This is a genomic window from Azospirillum sp. NS33, assembly GCF_059703765.1.
The window spans coordinates 114,288-132,908 of record NZ_BAAKJB010000011.1 but is presented as its reverse complement, the minus strand read 5'-3'; the positions used below and the strand labels follow the sequence as shown (position 1 = coordinate 132,908).

Here is an 18,621-nt window from a genome sequence, read left to right as displayed (position 1 = left end):
GGCGTCAGCCGCACGCCGCCACGGCGCGCTTGGCCATGACGGTGACGAGGTGGGCGCGGTACTCGGGGCTGGCGTGGATGTCGCCGTTGAGGCCGTCGGCCTCGATGGCGATGCCGGCCAGCGCCTCGGGGCGGAAGTCGGCGGCCAACGCCGCCTCCATGGCCGGAACCCGGAACACGCAGGGGCCGGCGCCGGTGACGGCGACCCGCACCCCGCCGCCGATCCGGGCGACGAACACGCCGACCAGGGCGTAGCGGCTGGCGGGGTGGCGGAACTTGGCGTAGCCCGCCGCGTCGGGCACCGGGAAGCGCACCGCGGCGACCAGCTCACCCGGCGCCAGCGCCGTCTCGAACAGGGCGGTGAAGAAGGCGTCGCCGGCCACCTCCCGCCGGTCGGTCACCACCGTGGCCCCCAGCCCCAGCACCGCGGCGGGGTAGTCGGCCGCGGGGTCGGCGTTGGCGACGGAGCCGCCCAGCGTGCCGCGGTTGCGCACCTGGCGGTCGCCGATGCTCTCGGCCAGGGTGGCCAGCGCCGGGATGCGCGCCCGCACGAGGTCGCTGGTGGCGACCTCCACGTGGCGGGTGAAGGCGCCGATCCGCACGGCGCCGGCCTCCTCCCGCACCCCTTTCAGCTCGGGCACGGCGGAGAGGTCGACCAGCTCGCTCGGCTGGGCCAGGCGCTGCTTGAGGGTGGGCAGCAGGGTCATGCCGCCCGACAGGGGGCGGGCCTCCTCGGCGTCGGCGAGGCGGGCGACGGCGTCGGCCAGGGAGGCGGGGCGGCGGTACTCGAAGGCGTACATGGTCGGTCCTCCCTCACTCCGCCGCCAGGGCGGGCTGCTGCGCGTTGATGGCCCGCCACACCTTTTCCGGCGTGGCGGGCATCTCCATGTGGGTCACCCCGAGCTCGGCCAGGGCGTCGACCACCGCGTTCATCACCGCGGCCGAGGCGCCGATGGTGCCGGCCTCGCCGCAGCCCTTCACCCCCAACGGATTGTGGGTGCAGGGCTGGTCCTCGTGGTAGCTGACGGTGAAGGACGGCACGTCGTCGGCCCGCGGCATGCAGTAGTCCATGTAGGAGCCGGTCAGCAGCTGCCCCTCCTCGTCGTAGACGCAGTTCTCGTAGAGCGCCTGGCCGATGCCCTGGACGATGCCGCCGTGCACCTGCCCCTCGACGATCAGCGGGTTGATGACCCGGCCGAAATCGTCCACCGCGGTGAACGCCACCACCTTGGCGACGCCGGTCTCGGGGTCGATCTCCACCTCGCAGACGTGGCAGCCGTTGGGATAGGTGAAGTTCTTGGGGTCGTAGAAGGCCTGCTCGTCCAGCCCCGGCTCCAGCTCGTCCAGGGGGAAGTTGTGGGGGATGTAGGCGGCCAGCGAGATGTCGGCGATGCCCAGGCTCTTGTCGGTGCCGGCGACGCTGAAGCGGCCGTCCGTGACCTCGATGTCGGCCTCCGCCGCCTCCATCAGGTGGGCGGCGATCTTCCGCGCCTTGCGCTCCACCTTGTCCATGGCCTTGACCAGGGCCGAGCCGCCGACCGCCAGCGAGCGCGAGCCGTAGGTGCCCATGCCGAAGGGCACCTTGGCGGTGTCGCCGTGGATGATGTCGACGTTCTCGATGGGGATGCCGAAGCGCTCGGCCACCAACTGGGCGAAGGTGGTCTCGTGCCCCTGCCCGTGGCTGTGCGAGCCGGTGAACACCGACACCGAGCCGGTGGGGTGGAAGCGCACCTCCGCCGATTCGTAGAGGCCGGCCCGGGCGCCGAGCGCCCCGGCGATGTTGGACGGCGCGATGCCGCACGCCTCGATGTAGGTGGCGAAGCCGATGCCGCGCAGCTTGCCGCGCGCCTTGGCCTCGGCCTTGCGGGCGGGGAAGCCGGCGTAGTCGACGATCGGCAGCGCCAGGTCGAGGTTCTTGGCGAAGTCGCCGGTGTCGTACTCCAGCGCCACCGGGGTGGCGTAGGGCATGGCCTCCTTGGGCACGAAGTTGCGGCGGCGGATCTCGGTGCGGTCGATGCCCATCTCGCGCGCCGCCGTGTCCACCAGCCGCTCGATCAGGTAGCAGGCCTCCGGCCGGCCGGCGCCGCGGTAGGCGTCGACCGGCGCGGTGTTGGTGAACATCGCCTTGACCTCGGCGTAGATCGCCGGGGTCTTGTACTGGCCGGCCAGCAGGGTGGCGTAGAGATAGGTCGGGATCGAGGTGGCGAAGGTGGAGAGGTAGGCCCCCATGTTGGCCACGGTGGCGACCCGCAGGGCCAGGAAATGGCCGTCCTTGTCCAGCGCCAGCTCGGCGTGGGAGAGGTGGTCGCGGCCGTGGGCGTCGGTGAGGAAGCTCTCCGAACGCTCGGCCGTCCACTTGACCGGGCGCCCCACCTTCCTGGCCGCCCAGGTGACGATGGCCTCTTCGCCGTAGTGGAAGATCTTGGAACCGAAGCCGCCGCCCACGTCCGGCGCCACCACCCGCAGCTTGTGCTCGGGGATGCCCAGCACGAAGGCGCCCATCAGCAGGCGGATGACGTGCGGGTTCTGGGAGGTGGTGGTCAGCGTGTGCTCGCCGGTCGCCGCGTCGTACTCGCCGAGCGCCGCGCGCGGCTCCATGGCGTTGGGCACGAGGCGGTTGTTGACCAGGTCCAGCCGGGTGACGTGGGCCGCCTGGGCGAAGGCCGCGTCGACCGCGGCGGCGTCGCCCAGGTGCCAGTCGTAGCAGACGTTGTCCGCCACCTCGTCGTGGACCGCGGCCGCCCCGGCGTCGAGCGCGGCGCGCAGCGAGGCCACGGCCGGCAGCTCCTCGTAGTCGACCTCCACCAGCTCGGCCGCGTCCTTGGCCTGGGCGGCGGTCTCGGCGATCACCACGGCGACCGCGTCGCCGACGTGGCGCACCTTGTCGCGGGCGATCGGGAAGTGCGGCGGCTCCTTCATGGGGGAGCCGTCCTTGTTGTGGATCAGCCAGCCGCAAGGCAGGCCGTTGACGCCGTCGGCGGCCATGTCGGCGCCGGTGAACACCGCGACCACCCCGGGCGCCGCCGCCGCCGCCGCCGTGTCGATGGCACTGATGCGGGCGTGGGCGTGGGGCGAGCGGAGAATGCAGGCCTGGGTCTGGTCCGGCCGCTTGATGTCCTCGGTGTAGGTGCCGCGGCCGGTCAGGAACCGCTTGTCCTCGCGCCGGCGCACGGGCGCGCCGATGCCGCTGGGGTTCGCCATCGCACAACTCCTCCCATGAAGCCGATTGTTCTTATTCCGCCGCCATCGCGCCGGCGCCGGTGCCGCCCCGCATCGCCTCGGCGCCGCTCAGCACCGCCTTGACGATGTTGTGGTAGCCGGTGCAGCGGCAGATGTTGCCCTCCAGCCCCTCGCGGACGTCCGACTCGGTGAGGCCGGGCTTGGTCGTCGCCAGATCGACCGCGCTCATCACCATGCCGGGGGTACAGAACCCGCATTGCAGGCCGTGGTGCTCGCGGAACGCCTCCTGCATCGGGTGCAGCGTGCCGTCGGCGGCCGCCAGCCCCTCGATGGTGGTGACGTGGCTGCCGTCGGCCTGGACCGCCAGCATGGTGCAGGATTTGACCGAGGCGCCGTCGAGGTGGACGACGCAGCCGCCGCACTGGCTGGTGTCGCAGCCCACATGGGTGCCGGTGAGGCCGAGGTGCTCGCGCAGGAAGTGGACGAGCAGCGTGCGCTCCTCGACCTCCCGCGTCACCGCCTTGCCGTTGACCGTCAGGGTGATGGTACAGCTCATGTTGGAAGATCCTCCCTCGGAACGGGTGTCCGTGGCCCTTCGGGGCCTTGTCCGGAAGCATGACGCCAAAGCCCCGCCCGCGTAAAGGATAAGGTTCGGGGGTCGAACCAATGGACACCGCGCGGCGGCCGGCAGGGCTGCGCCGGCCGCTTCCCTCTTCCAGGGCGGGCGCCGCCGCGCCATGGTGGGGGCCACGGCCCCGCCAGCCAACGGACCCGCCATGACCGACGCCTCCCCGTCCCCCTCCCCGTCCCCCTCTGCCGATCCCCGTTCCCCCGGCCCGCTGCCGCCCGGGCCGCTGCCGCCCGGGCCGATGGGGGCGTTCGACGACCCCGACGCGGCGCTGGCCCAGGTGCAGGCCATCTGGGACCGCAACACCGCGTGGCTGCGCGCCCGCTTCACCGCCTTCACGCGCGGCGAGGACGTGCCGGCGCGGGTGCGCGCCGGCTATCCCTACGTCACCTTGACGACCGACACCGTCGCGGCCGTCGACACCCGGTTGTCCTACGGCTTCGTCGAGGGGCCGGGGGTGCACACCTCGACGCTGACCCGGCCCGACCTGTTCGCCGGCTATTACCGGGAGCAGTTCCGCCTGCTCCTGAAGAACCACGGCGTGCCGCTCGAGGTCGGCGTGAGCGAGGAGACGATCCCCATCCACTTCGCCTTTCCCGGCGGCCTCTACGTCGAGGGCGACCTGACCCGCGAGCGGCTGATGCGCCTGCCCGACCTGTTCGACCTGCCCGACCTGGCGCGCATGGACGACACCATCGTCAACGGCACCTGCGAGGCCGACGCCCCGCGCCCGCTGGCGCTGTTCACCGGGCCGCGCGTCGACTACTCGCTGCACCGGCTGAAGCACTACACGGCGACGTCGCCCGCGCATTTCCAGAACTTCGTGCTGTTCACCAACTACCAGTTCTACGTCGACGAGTTCATCAAGCTGGCGCACGGCATCATGGCGCCCACCGACGACCCGGAGCAGGCGGCCTACCGGCGCCAGTACGACCGCTTCGTCGAGCCCTCGGACATCGTCACCCTCAACCGCAACCTGGTGCCCGACGCCGAGCCCGACGAGGTGACGCTGACCCGCCGGCTGCGCCTGCCGCAGATGCCGGCCTACCACCTGACGCGGCCCGACGGGAACGGCATCACCCTGGTCAACATCGGCGTCGGCCCGTCCAACGCCAAGACCATCACCGACCACATCGCCGTGCTGCGCCCGCACGCCTGGATCATGCTGGGGCACTGCGCCGGCCTGCGCTCCACCCAGCGCCTCGGCGACTACGTGCTGGCCCACGGCTACGTGCGCGACGACCATGTGCTGGACGCCGACCTGCCGACCTGGGTGCCGGTGCCGGCCCTGGCCGAGGTGCAGCGCGCCCTGGAGACGGCGGTGGAGCGGATCACCGGCCTGTCCGGCTACGCCCTGAAGAGCCTGATGCGCACCGGCACCGTGGCGACCATCGACAACCGCAACTGGGAGCTGCGCGACCACCGCGAGCCGGTGCAGCGCTTCAGCCAGAGCCGGGCCATCGCGCTCGACATGGAATCCGCCACCATCGCCGCCAACGGCTTCCGCTTCCGGGTGCCCTACGGCACCCTGCTGTGCGTCTCCGACAAGCCGCTGCACGGCGAGCTCAAGCTGCCGGGCATGGCCGACCATTTCTACCGCGAGCGGGTCGACCAGCACCTCAAGATCGGCGTGCTGGCCATGGAGCTGCTGCACGAGAACGGGCTGGAGACCCTGCATTCCCGCAAGCTGCGCAGCTTCGCCGAGGTGGCGTTCCAGTAGCCGCGCACCCCCCTGGCGCCGGCGCGCCCCGTCCCCCGGGGCCGCGCCGGCCGGGCCTCACCAGGTGTACTTCAGCGTGGCCAGCACCTTCCGCCGGTCACCGTAGTAGACGGTGCCGTAGTAGTTGGTCGACACATAGGACATGTCGAACAGGTTGGTGGCGTTGACGGCGGCGCTGACGGAGTCGGTGATCCGGTATTCCAGGCCCGCGTCGAACACGGTGTGGGAGTCGACCGTCACGGTGTTCGCCGGATCGCCGAAGCTCGAGCCGACGAAGCGCACGCCGAGCCCCGCGGTGAGGTCGCCGCGGGCGCCGGCCCCGGGCAGGGTGTAGTCCAGCCAGGCCGACGCCATGTGCTCAGGCGTCTGGGCCGGCCGCTTGCCGACGTTGCCGGCGATCCCGTCCTCCGTCGTCTCGGCGTCCCAGTAGGCGTAGGACAGGGTCAGGTTGACGCGGTCGTCCAACGCCATCTTGCCTTCCAGCTCGACGCCCCGCACCAGGATCTCGCCGATCTGGCTCTGCACGACCGGGCTGACGTTGACGGGGACGTTGGTCTGGGTGAGGTCGAACAGCGCCAGGGTGACCAGGGCGTCGACGCCCCGCGGCCGGTACTTCACGCCGACCTCGTACTGGGTGCCCTCCTGGGGCTCGAGGGAGCCCTCGACGCTGTAGCCGTTGAAGGTCTGGGCCACCAGGGGCTGGAACGACTCCGAATAGTTGGCGTAGAGCGACAGCTCGTCCGTCGCCTTGTAGGTCAGGCCGGCGCGCTTGGTGAAGGCGACGTCGGTGCCGTCGTCGGTGGTCCCCAGGTCGGGATAGTCGACCTTGGTCCGGACGTTGTCGTAGCGGCCGCCGAGGGTGAGGATCCACCGCTCGTCCAGGGTGATCTGCTCCTGCAGGTAGAGGCCCAGCGCGTTCTGCACGGGCGCCCAGTTCACCCAGGGGCCCAGCGTGATGCAGCCCCGGCCGCAATAGGCCGGGTTCTGGAAGCCGATGCCGCTGGCGATGCCGTACAGCGCGACCTCCTCGTTCTTGTCGTAGGAGTAGTCGACGCCGACCAGGGTCTTGGTGTCGACCCGCCCCCAGCGGCGGTCGTACTGGAGCTGGTTGTCGATGGAGAAGCGGTTCACCGTGCCGTCGACGGCGAAGGCGGTGCGGGGGGCGGCGGGGTCGGCCGAGGAGGGGTAGACCTGCTCGTAGTCGAGCGTCAGATGGGTGTAGCGGGCGCTCTGGCGGAACGACAGCCCATCGTTGATCGGCAGGTCGAGCTGGTAGCCGACATCGACCTGCTCGGTGTCGAACTTGTTGAAGTCCGGCTCGCCCAGGAAGGCCTCGTGGCTGACGTCGACGCCCTGGGGGTAGCCGTAGCCGGCGTTGCCCTCGCGCTTGCTGTAGTCGGTCAGCAGGGTCAGCGAGCCGCCGCCGGGCAGCCGGGCGGTGAGGGCCGGCGCGATGTAGATCCGGTCGTCGTTCGACTCGTCGCCGTCATAGGCGCCGTCCTGGGTCATGGCGGTGAGCCGGTAGCTCCAGATCCCCTGGTCGTCGATCGGTCCGCCGAAATCGGTCCCCGCCTCGATGTGGTCGGCGCCGACGGTGGAGTAGACCTCGCCGTGGCGCTCGGACAGCGGCCGCTTGGTGATCGAGTTGACCAGCCCGCCCGGCCCGTTGAGGCCGAACAGGGTGGAGGTCGAGCCCTTCAGGACCTCGACCCGCTGCAGCCCGTAGGGCTCCAGCCGGCTGGTGGTCCAGCCGGCGACGCGCATCGCCAGGCCGTCCCGGTAGGTGCCCAGGGTCAGCTGCTGGAAGCCGCGGATGGCGAAGTAGTCGTAGCGGTCGTCGGAGCCGTAGCCGTCCACCACGACGCCGGAGGTGTAGGACAGGGCCTGCTGCAGATCGTGGACGTTGCGCCGCTCCAGTTCCCTCTGCGTCACCACCGAGACGGAGGCGGGCACGTCCAGGATGTCGGTGTCGGTCTTGGTGCCGGCGGCCGAGCGCCGGGCGACGATCGACAGGTCCGGCCCGACCGGGCGGTCGACGTCGGCGGACCGCGCCCCTTCGACCGTGACCGGGTCCAGGGTCATGGCGCCGCCGGCCGAGGCCTCCAGGACGACGTTGCGGGGGTTGGTGAAGCGCCAGCTCAGGCCGCTGCCGGCCAGCAGGCGCTGCAACGCGCCGTCCACGGCATAGGCGCCGACGACGCCGGGGGAGGTGCGACCGGCCACGTCCTCGCTCTTGAAGGCGAAGGCCAGCCCGCTCTGGTCGGCGAAGCGGTCCAGCGCGGACCCCAGGCTTTGCGGCGGGATGTCGAAGGAGCGCACCTCGGCCGACTGCGCCACCTGCTGGCCCGGCGCCGCGGCCGCGGCCGGCGCCGGCGGCGACAGGGCCGCCGCCGTCACCACCATCAGCCCGACACCGGCCAGGCGCCCCCCATGCGCCCCCTTGCCCCCAATCCACATGCTCACTCTCCTCGCTGCGATCCATGGCGGGCGCTAATGCAACTTACTCGCAATCGCGCCTTCCTCTTTAGACCGAACGAGGTAGGGCACACCGGTGGAGTTTTTTTACGAGGGGCGAGTTTTACCGCAGGACCACCAGATACGGGGTCAGGCGGGTGACCGACAGGCCGTGGGTGGCGGCCAGGGCGTCGATGCCGCCGTCCAGGTCGTCCAGCGCCAGCCGGGCGGTGACCGGCTGGAGGTCGGCGCCGTCGTGCAGCAGAACGATGCGGCCGGGGTGGTAGCGGCCGATCTCGGCCAGGGCATCGGGCAGCGACCTCTGGCGGATCAGGATCTGGCCGCGCAGCCACGCCGTCTCCAGGGCCGTGTCGAGGGCGCGCACGGTGCCGGGCCGGGCGCCCGCGCCGTACCGGACCTGCTGGCCGGCGCTGACGACGACGCCCGGCCCGGCCGGTGCGTCGCCGGGGGAGTCCACCCGCACCGCGCCCTCGGTGACGGTCACGACCGCCGCGACGCCCGCGTCGCGCACCACGAAGGCGGTTCCCACCGCGGTGGTCCGGCCGCCCTCGGCGGCCACCTCGAAGGGGCGCGAGGGGTCCTTGCGGACCTCGAAATACGCCTCCCCGCGCACCAGCCGGACCCGCCGGAACCCGGCGGAATAGGTGACGTCGATGGCGGTGTCGGTGTTGAGGTGGGCCACCGTGCCGTCCGGCAGCGTCACCACCGTGCGATGGCCGACGCCGCTGCGGTGGTCGGCCAGCAGCAGCGCCGGCTGGACCACGCCCGTCGTCACCAGGAGCGCCAGGGCGGCCGCGGCCAGCCCCCCCGCCAGCGCCATCCGCCGCCGGCGGTTCCCGGCCGGTCGCCCGCCGCAGCCCACGGCGCGGGCGTCCCGCGCCGCCGCGGCGGGCCGCCCGTGCGGGGCGAAGGCGCCGTCCAGCGGGGCGACAACGCTCCACAGCGCCTCCAGCTCGGCGTAGGCGGCCTGGTGGCGGGTGTCCTCGGCGATCCACCGAGCGAAGCCGCGCCGGTCCGCGTCGGAGGCCGCGCCCGACGCCAGGCGCAGGAACCAGTCCTGCGCCGCGTCGTCGACACCGTCGGACCCGTCGGACCCGCCGCCCTGGACATGGGGCATGGACACTCAGGTCTCCCCCTGGCCGCGGCTGGCCCGGAAGCTCCGCCGCGCCTTGAGCAGGGCGGTCATCACCACCTTCATGTCCGAATAGACGGTGGTGACGCCGATGCCCAGCTCCGCCGCCACCTCGGCCTGGGACCGGCCCTCGTAGCGGCAGAGATGGAACACCTGGCGGCACCGCTCGGGCAGCGCCGCGATCACCTCCTCCATGGCGCGCAGCTCGGCGCGCGCCGCCATGTGCCGCTCCGGCGTCAGCTCCTCGCTCTGCAGCCACACCAGGCCGTTGATGTCGGACAGGATCTCCCGGCGCCGCCGCTCCGCCCGCACGTGATCGGTGGCGAGGTTGGCCGCCAGCTTGAACAGGTAGGCCTTGCGGTCGCGGATGTCCGGGTGGTCCTTGACGCCGCACAGCTTCAGGTACAGGTCGTGGGCGATGTCGGCGGCCAGCGTGGCGGAGCCCAGGCGCCGCGACAGGTAGCGCATCAGCTCCCGCTCGTGCTCGCTGTAGGCCTGCAACAACAGCATGACGACGCCCCCCGATCGCACGGCCCCGCGCCCCCCGGCGACGGGTCCCGAACGGGCCCCGGGACAGGCCCGGAGGTCCGATGCCGCCATCGAATCACGGTTCGCGGCGCTTGTCGATGCGTCTTCGACGGCCGGCGAGGCCCTGCTCCCGGCCGACCGGCCAGACCGTTCGGCCAGGGGTGCCGTGGCGTCGTCCGTTCCGCCGCTAGGACATTCGTCGGTTTGCATCCGCCCGCCCCGCCCACCATCTCGCAGTGCTGATGGAACGGGACGGGAGAAGACGGGGATGGCGGCGGGGATGGCCGGGACGACGGCGGTGCGGCGGCTGGCGGCGACGCTCGGACTCGTGGTGACGATGGGCGGGGCCGCCCCGGCGGCGGGCCAGGAGGTGTTCGGCTTCTGGCTGGACAACGACCTGTTCTCCAACACCGATCGCTACTACACGAACGGTGTCCAGTTCTACTACCTGTCGGACGAGAAGCCGTCGCTGGGGGCGCTGGACTGGCTGGCCGACCGGCTGACCGCCCCGGGGGAGACGGCGGCCCGGCGCTACGGCTTCGCCCTGGGCCAGAACATGTACACCCCCGAGGACACCACCCGGCGCGACCTGATCCTCGACGACCGCCCCTACGCCGGCTGGCTCTACGGCCGGCTGTCGCTGCTGCAGACCACCGAGAGCGCGGTCGACCGCTTCGACCTCGACCTCGGCATCGTCGGCCCGGCCTCGCTGGCCGAGCCAACCCAGAAGTTCGTCCACAGCATCGTTCCCGGCGCCAACGACCCCAAGGGCTGGCACCACCAGCTGGAGAACGAGCCGGGCATCATCCTCAGCTACGAGCACGTCTGGCGCGGCACCCCGGTGCCGTTCGGTCCCCTGGCGGTGGATCTGTCGCCCCACGCCGCGGGGTCGCTGGGCAACGTGCTGACCTTCGCCGGGGCCGGGCTGACGGTGCGGCTGGGGCAGAACATGGGGCCGCCGGTGGGGGCGCTGGTGACCCGCCCCACCGCCTCCATCCCCTTCCAGGACGCCGACCGGCCGGCCAGCTTCTCGTGGTACGTCTACGCGTCGGCGGAGGCGCGCGCGGTGGCGCGCAACATCTTCCTCGACGGCAACACCTTCCGCTCCAGCCACAGCGTCGACCGCACGCCCCTGGTGGGCAGCGCCCAGGTCGGCGTCACGGCGCGCTGGAACCGGGTCGCGCTCTCCTACGCCCACAGCGTCACGACGCCGGAGTTCGCCGAGCAGGACGGCATCGCCGCCTACGGATCGGTGCGCCTGTCTGTGCTGTTCTGACCCGGCCGTCGCTCCACCCTTTTCGCGCGGGCCGCGACGGGCTATGTGAGAGGGCATGAATCCGTTCGTCCGCCTCCTGGTCGAAGCCGGCCCCCTCGCCGCCTTCTTCTTCGCCAACGCCCGCTTCGGCATCATGACCGGCACCGCCGTCTTCATGGTCGCCACCCTGGTGGCGCTCGCCATCTCCTGGCACGTCGAGCGCAAGGTGCCGGTCATGCCGGTGGTCGGCTGCGCCTTCGTCCTGCTGTTCGGCGGGCTGACCCTGTGGCTGAACGACGACATCTTCATCAAGCTGAAGCCGACGCTGGTCAACCTGCTGTTCGCCACCGTGCTGTTCACGGCCCACATCCTGCGCCGCAACGTGCTGAAGCACCTGCTGGGCTCGGTGATGGCCCTGCGCGACGAGGGCTGGCGCATCCTCGGCTTCCGCTGGGCCTGCTTCTTCGTGGTGCTCGCGGCGCTCAACGAGGTGGTCTGGCGCAGCCTGTCCACCGACGACTGGGTGAACTTCAAGGTGTTCGGCATCCTGCCGCTCACTCTGCTGTTCAGCGCCTCGCAGATGCCGGTTATCCTGCGCCACCAGATCCCCGATCAACCGTCGGACGAGACCGCCCCGTCATGAGCCAGGCCGCCCCGCCCCCCGCCTACCCACGCGACATGATCGGCTACGGGGCCACCCCGCCCCACGCCGACTGGCCGGGCGGGGCGCGGATCGCCGTCCAGTTCGTGATCAACTACGAGGAGGGCGCGGAGAACTGCGTGCTCCACGGCGATCCCGCCTCGGAAGCCTTCCTGTCGGAGATCGTCGGCGCCCAGCCCGTCGCCGGCATGCGCCACATGAACATGGAGTCGATCTACGAGTACGGCTCGCGCGCCGGGTTCTGGCGGCTGCACCGCCTGTTCATCGAGCGCGGCCTGCCGGTCACCGTCTACGGCGTGGCCATGGCGCTGGAGCGCAACCCCGAGGCGGTGGCCGCCATGACCCAGGCGGGGTGGGAGATCGCCACCCACGGCCTGCGCTGGATCGACTACCAGCACGTGCCCGAGGCGGTGGAGCGCGAGCACATGCGGCGCGCCATCGAGATCCACACCCGGATCACCGGCGCCCGGCCGCTGGGCTGGTACCTCGGCCGCTGCAGCCCCAACACCTGGCGGCTGGTCGCCGAGGAGGGCGGCTTCCTCTACAACGCCGACAGCTACGCCGACGACCTGCCCTACTGGGACCAGCAGCACGGCCGGCCGCAGCTCATCGTGCCCTACACCCTCGACGCCAACGACATGCGCTTCGCCTCGGCCCAGGGGTTCAACAGCGGCGACCAGTTCTTCGCCTACCTCAAGGACAGCTTCGACGTGCTCTACGCCGAGGGGGCGGAGCGGCCGAGGATGCTGTCGATCGGCCTGCACTGCCGCCTCGTCGGCCGGCCCGGCCGGGCCGCGGCGCTGGGCCGCTTCCTCGACCACGTCGCCTCCCACGACAAGGTCTGGGTGACCCGACGGATCGACATCGCCCGCCACTGGATCGAGCGCCACCCCTGCGCGGCGCGCTGACGGCGGCCGCCGGCGTCAGGACACGGCCAGGAGGGCGGCCCGCAGGCCCTCCGCGCCGGTGCCCAGCAGCCCCTCCACCTCGGCGTGGGTGGACTCCCAGATGGGCACCGCCTCGGCGAGCAGCGACCGCCCGGCGGTGGTGAGGGCCAGCCGGCGGCCACGCCGGTCGGCGGGGTCCACCGAGACCACGATCAGGCCGCGCCGCTCCAGCGGCTTCAACGCCGCGGTCAGGGTCGTGCGGTCCATCGCCAGCAGCGCCGCGACGCCGCCGAGCCCCGCCGGCTGGGGCCGGTTCAGCGACATCAGCAGCGAGAACTGGCCGTTGGTCAGCCCGACCGGCCGCAACGCCTCGTCGAAGCGCCGGGCCAGCGCCCGTGCCGCCCGCTGGGCGTGGAGGCACAGACAGGTGTCGCGCACCAGCAAGGTGGTCTCGAAGGGCACGAGGGGGTTGCGTTCGTCGCTCATGATCTAATAATGTTGATATCAACTTATTTGTCCAGTGGCCGGACCGCGGCGTGCTGCCGCAGCATCGGGACTCGGACGGCAGCCGGGAGGGCGGCATGGCGCAACGGGTCATCATTCTGGTCGGCACCAAGAAGGGTTGCTTCATTGCCGAGGGCGACGCGGCGCGCGGCGCCTGGGAGCTGCGCGGTCCCTTCTGCGAGACCTGGCCGATCAACCACGCCGTCGCCGATCCGGCGACCGGCACCCTCTACGCCGGCGGCGGCAACGAGTGGTTCGGCCCCGCGGTCTGGCGCTCCGACGATGGCGGCGCCAGCTGGAGCCATTCCAGCGCCGGGCTGGCCTACCCGCCAGGGGAGGCGCCGGTCAAGGCGGTGTGGAGTCTGGCCGCGGGCCATGGCGCGCTCTACGCCGGGGTCGAGCCGGCCGGGCTGTTCCGCAGCACCGACGGCGGCCGCACCTGGACCCACCTCGCCGGCCTGCGCGACCACCCGTCGCGCGCCGACTGGCAGCCCGGCGGCGGCGGCCTGATCCTGCACCACGTCCTGCTGCATCCCGACGACCCGCAGCGCGTCTGGGTCGGCATCTCCACCGCCGGGGTGTTCCACAGCGCCGACGGCGGCGCCAGCTGGGAGCCGCGCAACCAGGGCACGCGCTGCGACTACCTGCCGGAGGACCAGCGCTACCCGGTGTACGGGCAGTGTGTCCACAGCCTCGCCATGGCGGCCGGGCGGCCCGACCGGCTCTACCAACAGAACCACTGCGGCATGTACCGCAGCGACGACGCCGGCCTGCACTGGACCAGCATCGAGGCCGGGCTGCCGTCCTCCTTCGGGTTCCCCGCCGCCGCCCACCCGCGCGACCCCGACACCCTCTATCTGCTGCCGTTGAACGGCGACTCCGCCGGGCGCTTCGTCCCCGACGCCAAGGTCGCGGTGTGGCGCACCCGCGACGCCGGCGAGACCTGGGTGGCGCTGCGCGACGGGCTGCCCCAGGAGAACGCCTTTGTCGGCGTGCTGCGCCAGGCCATGGCGACCGACCGGCTGGAGCCCGCCGGGGTCTATTTCGGCACCGGTGGCGGCGCCCTCTATGCCAGCGCCGACGAGGGCGGGCGCTGGCACTGCGTGGCCCGGGACCTGCCGGCCATCCTGTCGGTGGAGACCCTGGTGGTCGGGGGGTGAGGCGATGGCACGCGCTCCCGTGGCGATCCACCTGCCGGCCCCCCTGGTGGCGCTGTTCCCCGGCGCGCCGCGCCGCCTGCACCTCGAGGCCGCCAGCGTCGCCGACGTGATGGACGCCCTGGACGCCCGCTGGCCGGGAATGCGCGACCGCTTGTGCGACAGCACGCCGGCGGTGCGGCGCCACATCAACGTCTTCGTCGCCGGGGAGCGGGCGACGCTGCACACCGCGCTGGAACCGGGCGCCGAGGTGTTCGTGATGACCGCGGTCAGCGGGGGGTGAGCGCCGGCGGCGCGCCGGCCCGGTCCGGCCGCCCCGGTCACTCCGCGCGCAGCTCGCGGATGTTGTCCAGATACCACCGGTAGGTGGCGGCGACTCCCTCGCGCAGGCTCACCCGGTGATGCCAGCCGAGCCCCTGCAGGCGGCGGACGTCCAACACCTTGCGCGGCGTTCCGTCCGGCTTGGACCGGTCGAAGACGAATCGCCCGGTGTAGCCGACGGCCTCGGCCACGGTCTGCGCCAGCTCCAGGATCGTCACGTCCTCGCCGGTGCCGACGTTCACGTGGGAGTCCCCGGAGTAATGCCGCAGCAGAAACACGCAGGCGTCGGCGAGATCGTCCACGAACAGCATTTCACGCCGCGGCGTGCCCGACCCCCACAGCACCACCTCGTCCGCGCCGGCCTGCACCGCCTCGTGAAGGCGATGGATCAGGGCCGGAAGGACGTGGCTGTTCTGGGGATGGAAGTTGTCGTTGAAGCCGTAGAGGTTGGTCGGCATGGCCGAGATGAAGTCGGCCCCGTGCTGCTTGCGGTAGGCCGCGCACAGCTTGATCCCGGCGATCTTGGCCAGCGCGTACCACTCGTTGGTCGGCTCCAGCGGACCGGTGAGCAGGGCATCCTCGGGAATCGGCTGCGGCGCCATCTTCGGATAGATGCACGAAGAGCCGAGGAACAGAAGCTTTTGCACGCCCACGGCCGCGGCCGTGTGGATGATGTTGGCCTCGATCATCAGGTTGTCGTACAGGAAATCCGCCGGCCAGGTGCTGTTGGCGAGGATCCCGCCGACCTTGGCGGCGGCGACGACGACGACGTCCGGGCGGGCGCTCGCCATCCACCGGCCGGTGGCCGCCTGGTCGCACAGGTCGACGTCCTGACGGCCGACGGTGAGGATGGTGCAGTCCTCCGTTGCCAGGCGCCGCACGATGGCCGCCCCCACCATGCCGCGATGGCCGGCGACCCACACCCGCCGGCCGCGCAGGGCGAAGTCCACCGGAAGACCGCCGGCCGCGGCGCCGGCCCCGCTCACGCCCCCCTCCGCGATTCTGCGAGATCGGCGTCGACCATCTCCTGAACGAGGGTCTCGAAGCTGGTGCGGTGGCGCCAGCCCAGCTGGGTCTGCGCCTTCGCCGGGTCTCCCAGCAGCAGGTCCACCTCCGTCGGCCGGAAGTAGTTGGGGTCGACCTCGACCAGGACCGCGCCGGTGGCGGCGTCCAGCCCCTTCTCCTCCACCCCCGTGCCCTGCCACGCTATGCGCCGGCCGACGCGCGCGAACGCCAGCTCGACGAACTCCCGCACCGAATGGGTCTCGCCGGTGGCCAGGACATAGTCGTCCGGTCGCTCCTGCTGCATCATCAGCCACATGCCCTCCACGTAATCACGCGCGTGGCCCCAGTCGCGCTTGGCGTCGAGGTTGCCGAGGTACAGGGTCTGCTGCTGCCCGGTTTCGATCGCCGCGACGGCCCGGGTGATCTTGCGGGTGACGAAGGTCTCGCCGCGCAGCGGGCTCTCGTGGTTGAACAGGATGCCGTTGGAGGCGTGCAGGCCATACGCTTCGCGGTAGTTGACCGTGATCCAGTACGCGTACAGCTTGGCGACGGCGTACGGGCTGCGCGGGTAGAACGGCGTCGTCTCGCGCTGCGGCACCTCCTGGACCTTGCCGTAGAGCTCGGAGGTCGAGGCCTGGTAGAACCGCACCTTGCCGCCCATGCCGAGGATGCGGATGGCTTCGAGCAGGCGCAAGGTCCCCATGGCATCGGCGTTGGCGGTGTATTCCGGGGTGTCGAAACTGACCTGCACGTGGCTCTGGGCGCCGAGGTTGTAGATTTCGTCCGGCTGCGTCTCCTGGACGATGCGGATCAGGTTGGTGCTGTCGGTCAGATCCCCGTAATGCAGCGTGAAGCGGATGTCGCCGTCATGGGGGTCCTGATACAGGTGCTCGATCCGGCTGGTGTTGAACGAGGACGAACGGCGCTTCACGCCATGGACCCTGTATCCCTTCTTCAGCAGCAGCTCGGCGAGGTAGGCTCCATCCTGTCCGGTGACGCCGGTAATCAACGCAACCTTGCTCGTCATCTTCAACGTCTCTCAAAACGGATTGGCCCTGCCGCCCCCGGCGCGCATGGTCGCACGGGGCGCGCCGGACAATGCCACAAGTCGCCCGTGCATGCCAGGGACCGCTCCTCCCCCGTCAGAACGGCCAGAACACGGGGATCAGCAGGCTGGCGACGATCCAGAAGGCGGTGTTCAGGGGCACGCCGATGCGCACGAAGTCCAGGTACTTGTAGCCGCCGGCGCCGTAGACGAACAGGTGGGTCTGGTAGCCGATGGGGGTGGAGAAGCAGGCCGACGCGGCGAACATCACCGCGACGATGAACGGCCGCGGATCGACGCCCATCTGCTGGGCGATGCCGATGGCGATCGGGGTCAGCAGGACGCCGACCGCGTTGTTGCTGGCGATCTCCGTCAGGATGGTGGCCAGCAGGTAGAGCAGCGACAGCACCACCCAGGGCCCGAAATGGCCGATCTGGTCGATCACCGCGGTGGCCACCAGCTCGACCACACCGCTCTTCTCCAGCGCCATGCCCAGCGGCAGCATGCCGAAGATGAGGAAGAGGATGCGCCACTCGATCGACTTGTAGAGTTCGGAATGGGGCACGCACCCCGCCAGCACCACGGCGACCGAGGCGATCAGCGCCAGCCCGGCGATGGGCATCACCTCGAAGAAGGAGAGCAGCACCACGGCCAGCACGGCGGCCACGGCGATCCACGCCTTGTCGGTGCGCAAGGGGTGGTGCTCGGGCTGGGTGAGGTTGATGAGGTCGCCGGAATCGACCAGCCGGCGGATGCCGTCGGTGGGCCCTTCCAGCAGCACGGTGTCGCCGACCTCCAGGCGCACGTCCTCGAACTTGCCCCGCAGGTTCTCGCCCTGGCGGTGCACGGCGATGATGTAGACGCCGTAGCGCCGGCGCAGGTTGAACTCCGACAGGCGGTGGTTGACGAAGCTGGAGCGCGGGCCGACGATGCCCTCGACCAGCACCGTGCGCCGGCTCGCCACCTCCTGGAAGCGGTCGTCGGGGTCGAAGCCGATGCCGGCGCGCTCACGCAGCCCCATCAGCCCCTCCACCGCGGTCTTGATCACCAGACGGTCGCCGGCCTTGAGGCGCACCGCCGGTAGCTGGCGGCGCTGGCTTTCGTCGCCGCGCACCACGTCGACGACACGCCCCCCCTCCAGCTTGGTGAGCTTCGCCTCCTCCAGCGACTTTCCGATCACCGCGGCGTCCGGCAGGACGATCATCTCCGTCAGGAACTGGCGCTGCGGCAGCTCGTCCATCAGCGACGCCACGGTCTCGCGGTTGGGCAGCAGGCGGTCGCTGAACAGCAGCAGATAGCTGATGCCCAGGGCCGCCATGACCAGGCCGAGCGGCGCGATCTCGAACAGGCCGAACGCGGGCTGGCCCAGGCGCTGCGCCACCCCGTCCACCAGCAGGTTGGTCGAGGTGCCGATCAGCGAGCAGGTGCCGCCGAAGATCGCCGCATAGGACAGCGGGATCAGCATTTTCGACGGCGCGATCTTGATGTGGTGGCACAGCCGGATCGCCACCGGGGTCAGGATCACCACCACCGGCGTGTTGTTGATGAAGGCCGACACCGCCACCGCCAGCCCGACGATGCCGAGCAGCGCCAGATGGCGCGTCCGCCCGACCCAGCGGGTGGCGGCGTCCCCCAGCGCCTCGATGCAGCCGGTGCGCTCCAGCGCCGCCGACAGCACGAACATCGCTCCCACGGTGACCACGCCGGGGTTGGAGAACACCTCCAGCGTCTCGTCGGTGGTGAGCACGCCCGCGGCGAGCAGGGACGCGGTGGTGGTCAGGGCGACGATGTCGGGCGGCACCCACTCGCGGATGAACGCCACGAAGATCACCGCCAGCAGAACGAGCACGAAAACCTGGTCGAATGTCATGCCGCTTCCGGCTCCGTTCCGCCCACGCGCGCCACGCCGGGGTGCGGGCGCATTATGGGAGCGGTGGCTTCGCCGCGACAAGCGTCCGTTCACAACACCCCGGTCGCGGTCGTGAAATATAAAACCAACCGCACTTCGATCGTGTTCAATCCGGACCGGATCTCACATATTTCCTATCTGCATTCAAGACAAATCACACCGCCGCCCGGCTCGCCGCAGCGAGGGCCGCCTGCGCCCTTGCCCCGCGGGGCAAA

The 18,621-nt window shown here is 71.2% G+C and carries 16 protein-coding genes; 6 read left to right on the top strand and 10 right to left on the bottom strand.

What is annotated here, in order from left to right; translation table 11 throughout:
• Positions 1 to 4: 4 nt before the first annotated feature.
• Genes AC6H2I_RS12155 through AC6H2I_RS12145 form a run of 3 tightly spaced genes read right to left on the bottom strand, consistent with a single transcriptional unit; the run spans position 5 to position 3,735 of the window.
• Positions 5 to 799, bottom strand: a complete 795-nt coding sequence (locus tag AC6H2I_RS12155; RefSeq protein ID WP_497500900.1) for an FAD binding domain-containing protein — start codon at positions 797 to 799, stop codon at positions 5 to 7.
• A 13-nt stretch (positions 800 to 812) separates the two neighbouring features.
• A complete protein-coding gene (locus AC6H2I_RS12150; protein ID WP_497500899.1) occupies positions 813 to 3,200 on the bottom strand; it encodes a xanthine dehydrogenase family protein molybdopterin-binding subunit in 2,388 nt (795 codons plus the stop codon).
• Positions 3,201 to 3,231: 31 nt separating this feature from the next.
• The gene (locus tag AC6H2I_RS12145; RefSeq protein ID WP_497500898.1) at positions 3,232 to 3,735 is read right to left on the bottom strand and encodes a (2Fe-2S)-binding protein; all 504 of its coding nucleotides are present in this window, start codon (positions 3,733 to 3,735) and stop codon (positions 3,232 to 3,234) included.
• 313 nt (positions 3,736 to 4,048) lie between these two features.
• On the opposite strand from AC6H2I_RS12145, the gene AC6H2I_RS12140 reads away from it, so the two are divergent.
• Positions 4,049 to 5,527 carry an AMP nucleosidase gene (locus tag AC6H2I_RS12140; RefSeq protein WP_497500932.1) on the top strand — a complete coding sequence of 493 codons (1,479 nt, stop codon included), beginning with the start codon at positions 4,049 to 4,051 and terminating at the stop codon, positions 5,525 to 5,527.
• Positions 5,528 to 5,584: 57 nt separating this feature from the next.
• On the opposite strand, the gene AC6H2I_RS12135 is transcribed toward AC6H2I_RS12140, so the two are convergent.
• The 3 genes from AC6H2I_RS12135 to AC6H2I_RS12125 all read right to left on the bottom strand — a co-directional run bounded on the left by AC6H2I_RS12135 (position 5,585) and on the right by AC6H2I_RS12125 (position 9,644).
• Positions 5,585 to 7,984 carry a TonB-dependent siderophore receptor gene (locus tag AC6H2I_RS12135; protein ID WP_497500897.1) on the bottom strand — a complete coding sequence of 800 codons (2,400 nt, stop codon included), beginning with the start codon at positions 7,982 to 7,984 and terminating at the stop codon, positions 5,585 to 5,587.
• A gap of 121 nt (positions 7,985 to 8,105) precedes the next feature.
• Positions 8,106 to 9,119, bottom strand: a complete 1,014-nt coding sequence (locus AC6H2I_RS12130; RefSeq protein WP_497500931.1) for a FecR family protein — start codon at positions 9,117 to 9,119, stop codon at positions 8,106 to 8,108.
• Between the two features lie 6 nt (positions 9,120 to 9,125).
• The gene (locus tag AC6H2I_RS12125) at positions 9,126 to 9,644 is read right to left on the bottom strand and encodes an RNA polymerase sigma factor (protein WP_497500896.1); all 519 of its coding nucleotides are present in this window, start codon (positions 9,642 to 9,644) and stop codon (positions 9,126 to 9,128) included.
• A 298-nt stretch (positions 9,645 to 9,942) separates the two neighbouring features.
• Here AC6H2I_RS12125 and AC6H2I_RS12120 point away from each other — a divergent pair, with 298 nt between their 5' ends.
• The 3 genes from AC6H2I_RS12120 to puuE are packed head-to-tail and all read left to right on the top strand — an operon-like array spanning position 9,943 to position 12,486.
• Entirely contained in the window at positions 9,943 to 10,938 is a 996-nt protein-coding gene (locus tag AC6H2I_RS12120; protein ID WP_497500895.1) for a lipid A deacylase LpxR family protein, read from the top strand.
• Positions 10,939 to 10,993: 55 nt separating this feature from the next.
• Positions 10,994 to 11,560: a septation protein A gene (locus AC6H2I_RS12115; RefSeq protein WP_497500894.1), complete on the top strand. Its 567-nt coding sequence runs from the start codon at positions 10,994 to 10,996 to the stop codon at positions 11,558 to 11,560.
• Complete coding sequence (gene puuE / locus AC6H2I_RS12110; RefSeq protein ID WP_497500893.1) at positions 11,557 to 12,486, top strand: allantoinase PuuE; 930 nt, start codon at positions 11,557 to 11,559, stop codon at positions 12,484 to 12,486. The genes AC6H2I_RS12115 and puuE overlap by 4 nt, the downstream gene beginning before the upstream one ends.
• Before the next feature lie 15 nt (positions 12,487 to 12,501).
• Here puuE and AC6H2I_RS12105 read toward each other — a convergent pair whose 3' ends face one another.
• Positions 12,502 to 12,951 carry a MarR family winged helix-turn-helix transcriptional regulator gene (locus AC6H2I_RS12105; RefSeq protein WP_497500892.1) on the bottom strand — a complete coding sequence of 150 codons (450 nt, stop codon included), beginning with the start codon at positions 12,949 to 12,951 and terminating at the stop codon, positions 12,502 to 12,504.
• 95 nt (positions 12,952 to 13,046) lie between these two features.
• On the opposite strand from AC6H2I_RS12105, the gene AC6H2I_RS12100 reads away from it, so the two are divergent.
• On the top strand, positions 13,047 to 14,129 hold the full coding sequence (locus AC6H2I_RS12100; protein WP_497500891.1) for a WD40/YVTN/BNR-like repeat-containing protein: 1,083 nt from the start codon (positions 13,047 to 13,049) through the stop codon (positions 14,127 to 14,129).
• 4 nt (positions 14,130 to 14,133) lie between these two features.
• Positions 14,134 to 14,409 carry a MoaD/ThiS family protein gene (locus AC6H2I_RS12095; protein WP_497500890.1) on the top strand — a complete coding sequence of 92 codons (276 nt, stop codon included), beginning with the start codon at positions 14,134 to 14,136 and terminating at the stop codon, positions 14,407 to 14,409.
• Positions 14,410 to 14,446: 37 nt separating this feature from the next.
• Here AC6H2I_RS12095 and fcl read toward each other — a convergent pair whose 3' ends face one another.
• The 3 genes from fcl to AC6H2I_RS12080 form a co-directional block, all read right to left on the bottom strand.
• Positions 14,447 to 15,433, bottom strand: a complete 987-nt coding sequence (fcl, locus tag AC6H2I_RS12090; protein ID WP_497500889.1) for a GDP-L-fucose synthase — start codon at positions 15,431 to 15,433, stop codon at positions 14,447 to 14,449.
• Complete coding sequence (gmd, locus tag AC6H2I_RS12085) at positions 15,430 to 16,479, bottom strand: GDP-mannose 4,6-dehydratase (protein WP_497500888.1); 1,050 nt, start codon at positions 16,477 to 16,479, stop codon at positions 15,430 to 15,432. The genes fcl and gmd overlap by 4 nt, the downstream gene beginning before the upstream one ends.
• A gap of 115 nt (positions 16,480 to 16,594) precedes the next feature.
• The gene (locus AC6H2I_RS12080; protein WP_497500887.1) at positions 16,595 to 18,367 is read right to left on the bottom strand and encodes an SLC13 family permease; all 1,773 of its coding nucleotides are present in this window, start codon (positions 18,365 to 18,367) and stop codon (positions 16,595 to 16,597) included.
• Positions 18,368 to 18,621 lie beyond the last annotated feature (254 nt).

Excerpts from the sequence above, each read along its gene's own strand:
- AC6H2I_RS12155 (WP_497500900.1), bottom strand. The coding sequence starts at position 799 with ATGTACGCCTTCGAGTACCGCCGCCCCGCCTCCCTGGCCGACGCCGTC.
- AC6H2I_RS12150 (WP_497500899.1), bottom strand. The coding sequence starts at position 3,200 with ATGGCGAACCCCAGCGGCATCGGCGCGCCCGTGCGCCGGCGCGAGGAC.
- AC6H2I_RS12145 (WP_497500898.1), bottom strand. The coding sequence starts at position 3,735 with ATGAGCTGTACCATCACCCTGACGGTCAACGGCAAGGCGGTGACGCGG.
- AC6H2I_RS12140 (WP_497500932.1), top strand. The coding sequence starts at position 4,049 with ATGGGGGCGTTCGACGACCCCGACGCGGCGCTGGCCCAGGTGCAGGCC.
- AC6H2I_RS12135 (WP_497500897.1), bottom strand. The coding sequence starts at position 7,984 with ATGTGGATTGGGGGCAAGGGGGCGCATGGGGGGCGCCTGGCCGGTGTC.
- AC6H2I_RS12130 (WP_497500931.1), bottom strand. The coding sequence starts at position 9,119 with ATGCCCCATGTCCAGGGCGGCGGGTCCGACGGGTCCGACGGTGTCGAC.
- AC6H2I_RS12125 (WP_497500896.1), bottom strand. The coding sequence starts at position 9,644 with ATGCTGTTGTTGCAGGCCTACAGCGAGCACGAGCGGGAGCTGATGCGC.
- AC6H2I_RS12120 (WP_497500895.1), top strand. The coding sequence starts at position 9,943 with ATGGCCGGGACGACGGCGGTGCGGCGGCTGGCGGCGACGCTCGGACTC.
- AC6H2I_RS12115 (WP_497500894.1), top strand. The coding sequence starts at position 10,994 with ATGAATCCGTTCGTCCGCCTCCTGGTCGAAGCCGGCCCCCTCGCCGCC.
- puuE (WP_497500893.1), top strand. The coding sequence starts at position 11,557 with ATGAGCCAGGCCGCCCCGCCCCCCGCCTACCCACGCGACATGATCGGC.
- AC6H2I_RS12105 (WP_497500892.1), bottom strand. The coding sequence starts at position 12,951 with ATGAGCGACGAACGCAACCCCCTCGTGCCCTTCGAGACCACCTTGCTG.
- AC6H2I_RS12100 (WP_497500891.1), top strand. The coding sequence starts at position 13,047 with ATGGCGCAACGGGTCATCATTCTGGTCGGCACCAAGAAGGGTTGCTTC.
- AC6H2I_RS12095 (WP_497500890.1), top strand. The coding sequence starts at position 14,134 with ATGGCACGCGCTCCCGTGGCGATCCACCTGCCGGCCCCCCTGGTGGCG.
- gmd (WP_497500888.1), bottom strand. The coding sequence starts at position 16,479 with ATGACGAGCAAGGTTGCGTTGATTACCGGCGTCACCGGACAGGATGGA.
- AC6H2I_RS12080 (WP_497500887.1), bottom strand. The coding sequence starts at position 18,367 with ATGACATTCGACCAGGTTTTCGTGCTCGTTCTGCTGGCGGTGATCTTC.